At 41.5% G+C, this 3,352-nt stretch carries 4 protein-coding genes; 1 reads left to right on the forward strand and 3 read right to left on the reverse strand.

The features are described from left to right. From ACH2DQ_RS13375 to ACH2DQ_RS13385, 3 genes are all read right to left on the reverse strand, one after another. The coding region (locus ACH2DQ_RS13375) for an ATP-binding cassette domain-containing protein (RefSeq protein WP_395027060.1) at positions 1-161 on the reverse strand (161 nt) is incomplete at its 3' end. Then, positions 121-1,098 (reverse strand): sugar kinase, encoded by a 978-nt coding sequence (locus tag ACH2DQ_RS13380; protein WP_394912213.1) that lies wholly within the window; start codon positions 1,096-1,098, stop codon positions 121-123. The genes ACH2DQ_RS13380 and ACH2DQ_RS13375, both read right to left, overlap by 41 nt. A gap of 81 nt (positions 1,099-1,179) precedes the next feature. Next, positions 1,180-2,046: a sugar phosphate isomerase/epimerase family protein gene (locus ACH2DQ_RS13385; protein ID WP_394912214.1), complete on the reverse strand. Its 867-nt coding sequence runs from the start codon at positions 2,044-2,046 to the stop codon at positions 1,180-1,182. 244 nt (positions 2,047-2,290) lie between these two features. On the opposite strand from ACH2DQ_RS13385, the gene ACH2DQ_RS13390 reads away from it, so the two are divergent. Beyond that, positions 2,291-3,352: LacI family DNA-binding transcriptional regulator (locus ACH2DQ_RS13390; RefSeq protein WP_395027058.1), on the forward strand; the 1,062-nt coding region annotated here is incomplete at its 3' end.

Here is a 3,352-nt window from a genome sequence, read left to right on the forward strand (position 1 = left end):
CCATTGATGATCTTCATCAAGGTAGATTTTCCTGCTCCATTTTCTCCCATTACGGCATGAACCGTTCCCTTGCGCAGAGATATATTAACGTGATCCAGCGCTTTTACTCCTGGAAAACTCTTACAGATATTCCTTAATTCCAGTTTTATATCCTTTTTCATTGATTACTCCCTCCATCATTGCCTTCACTGACTCCGGACTGATCTTTCCCTCCATTGGTCCAAATGCCATGGTATTCAGTGCTCCAGCAGCCGACGCCATTCTGGCAGCCTCCGTTAAACCTTTACCTTCCAGCAGCCCACATATAAAAGCACCGTCAAAACAGTCTCCCGCCCCCGTTGCATCCACGGGCTCAATAGAATATGCACCGATGTCTGACCTGCCTTCCCTGGTATAGATACTGCATCCTCTGGATCCATTTTTCAACACCAGAATCTCCAGTTCTGAATTTTCAAAACAGGCTTCTGCTGCTTCTTCCACCGTACTTTTACCGGTAATCTGCAGCAGTTCATCCACTCCTGGTAAGAAAATGTCTGTATTCGCCATCACTTCATTTATAATCTCTGATACTTCTTGATCACGCATCAGTTCTTTTCGTATATTAGGATCAAAAGAAATCTTTGCCCCTAAGCTTTTTGCAAGCTTCATCGTACCCAGAATTTCTCCCGCAAAAGTTTTGTTACACAAAAGTGAGCATCCCATTACATGAAAGAATCTTACACCACTCAGCGCTTCCCTCAGCGGCATTTTCGCTTCTGCTGCCGGAGTATTGCCCATATGAAAAATGAACTTTCTGGAACCGTCCGAAAAATAAGTCACAAATGCAACTCCGGTAGCCCCTGTGTCGCTTTCCATCACAAAGGAGCAGTCTACTCCGTCCTTTTTCAGGCGATCCAGAATATTTTTCCCAAAATCATCCTTTCCCACTCCACCGATAATCCCGGCACTGTATCCCAGCCTTGCTGCCGTATCAATAAAGATTGCCGGTGCCCCGCTTGGAAACGGACCTTTGAATAAGCCCGGGCGATCCAGCGCAACCCCTTCTTCTGTCCGCATAATTTCCACAATCATCTCTCCCATAATCCATATATCTGCCATTTTACTAATCTCCTTTAATCTAATTTATTTCTGTTTTTACCGCTTACACATAAACACTATCAGGTTCAGATTGCCCTTGCTTTAAAGGCCAAAACTGTTTTTCAAAAATACCAGTGAATCTGCAAGTTCGCTGCTGAGCCTCTCTTCATCTGCCCCTCTGCTTAAGTCTCTCCACACTTTAATATCTTTTCCTACCTGTCCACCCATTTTCACAAATGGTTCCATTACGACGCTTCCTTCGTAGCCGGTTTCCTTAAGTGCTTTTCCGATTTCACTCCAGGGCAGGGAGCCCTGTCCCGGAAGTCTGCGGTTTCCTTCCCCTGCATGAAGCTCTCCCAGGTACTTTCCTGCTCTGCGGACAGCATCTGCAATATTGTCTTCTTCAATATTCATATGAAAGGTGTCCAGTAACAGCTTCACATTGGAAGATCCAACTTCCCTGCAAAACTTTATTCCTTCTTCACAGGTATTGAGAATATGTGTTTCAAAACGATTTACTACTTCAAGGCACATTTCTATATCCAGTTGTTCAGCTGTCTCAGCTATTTTTCTCACACTATCAACGCCTCTGTTCCATATTTTATCTTTATTAAGGTCCGAAAAATCATTGGGCCAGTATGTATACATTACACCAACGATTTTCTTAGCTCCTATTTTCGCCATACTCTTCATGATATCTGTCAAGTACGTGATGCCCGCCTGTCTGACAGCCGAATTAGAAGAAGCCACATCCTTATCCTTTGCCGGTCCTATGTTAGCAGTAATCTGCAGCCCAAGTTCATCACAAGTGTTTTTCAGTTCTCTAAGCTGTATCTCAGACATCTCCAACAGATGTCCGGCCCCTACCTCCATAATGTCAAAACCAGCTTTGTGTATCTTCCCTGCAGTCTCAATATAATTGCATTTCCATTCATTTCCCCAATAGGAATATAACACTCCAAATTTCATTTTCAATTCTCCTTTCAAATTGTGCTCGTGCTCATTTAGTAAATAAATCATAACATGCAATAGATTTTATATCAATAGTTTAATTTTACCTATTTTTAACCATGGATTTTGTTACTAAATACCAAAGATCGGTTTTCTGAAATAGAAAGAGTGTTTTTAGAATTATTTTCCGTAAGATTCGGCAGCATTATGTGGAAATAAGGTTTACTGAAAGGAATAGACAGTACAGAGATTTTATGTTAATATGAAAAAAGAGAAATTGCCGGAAAGGAAGTATAAGTCTATGGCTGTTACCATCAAAGAAATTGCAGATCTGGCAAATGTGTCACGTGCAACTGTTGACAAAGTGATCCATCGCCGGCCAGGTGTAAAGAAAGAAACTGAAGAACGTATTCTGACAATTCTAAAAGAATTAAATTATCAGCCTAACCTGATCGGAAAGGCGTTGGTAAATAGTAAAAACCCTTATAAACTGGGTATTATTTTAACTCCGGAATATAATACCTACATACAATATACGCTAAAAGGAATCCGGAAAGCAGAAAAAGAATTTACCCAATTTGGGATTGAAATCACAGTCCGGATGCTTTCATCCTTAGATCCTGTTGAACTGATGAGTATCCTGAACGAATTTCAGACAATGAATATTTCCGGTCTGGCAGTCCTTCCCATGGACGATGTTCAGGTAAAATCTAAAATTAATCAGATAGCCAAAAACAAAACTGCTGTTGTAACCTTTAATTCCAGATTAGAGGGTATTGACGAGATCTGTTTTATCGGTCAGGATCATTACAAAGGCGGCAGGATCGCCGCTGGACTTATGGAAAAAATTATCCCGGAAGAAGGGGATATCGGCGTAATTATTAGTACGAAAAATCTATCCTGCCATCAGGACCGTTTATTGGGATTTACATCAAGAATTGCGGAAAGTAAAACTCCCCTTTCCATTATCGATATTCAGGAAAACCAGGATCGGAAAGAAGATGCCTTCCGTATCACACTGGAATATTGCAACAAATATCCTGGTCTGAAAGGTATTTATGTGGCTGGCGGAGGAATTGCCGGTGTTGCCAGCGCTCTGTCGCTGTCCTATAATAAGAGTCGTATAAAATTAATATGCCACGATTTGCTCCCGGAGTCAAGTACTTTATTAAAAAACGGTACCGTTGATTTTGTTCTGGGGCAAAGTGCGATAGAACAAGGCTACCAGCTTATCAAGGTTTTGTTTGATTATCTGGTAATGGAACAGGCGCCAAAAGACCGGTTTTATGAAATACAGGTGGAGATTATTTCCGGGGAGATGGTA

This window comes from Robinsoniella sp. (assembly GCF_034124845.1).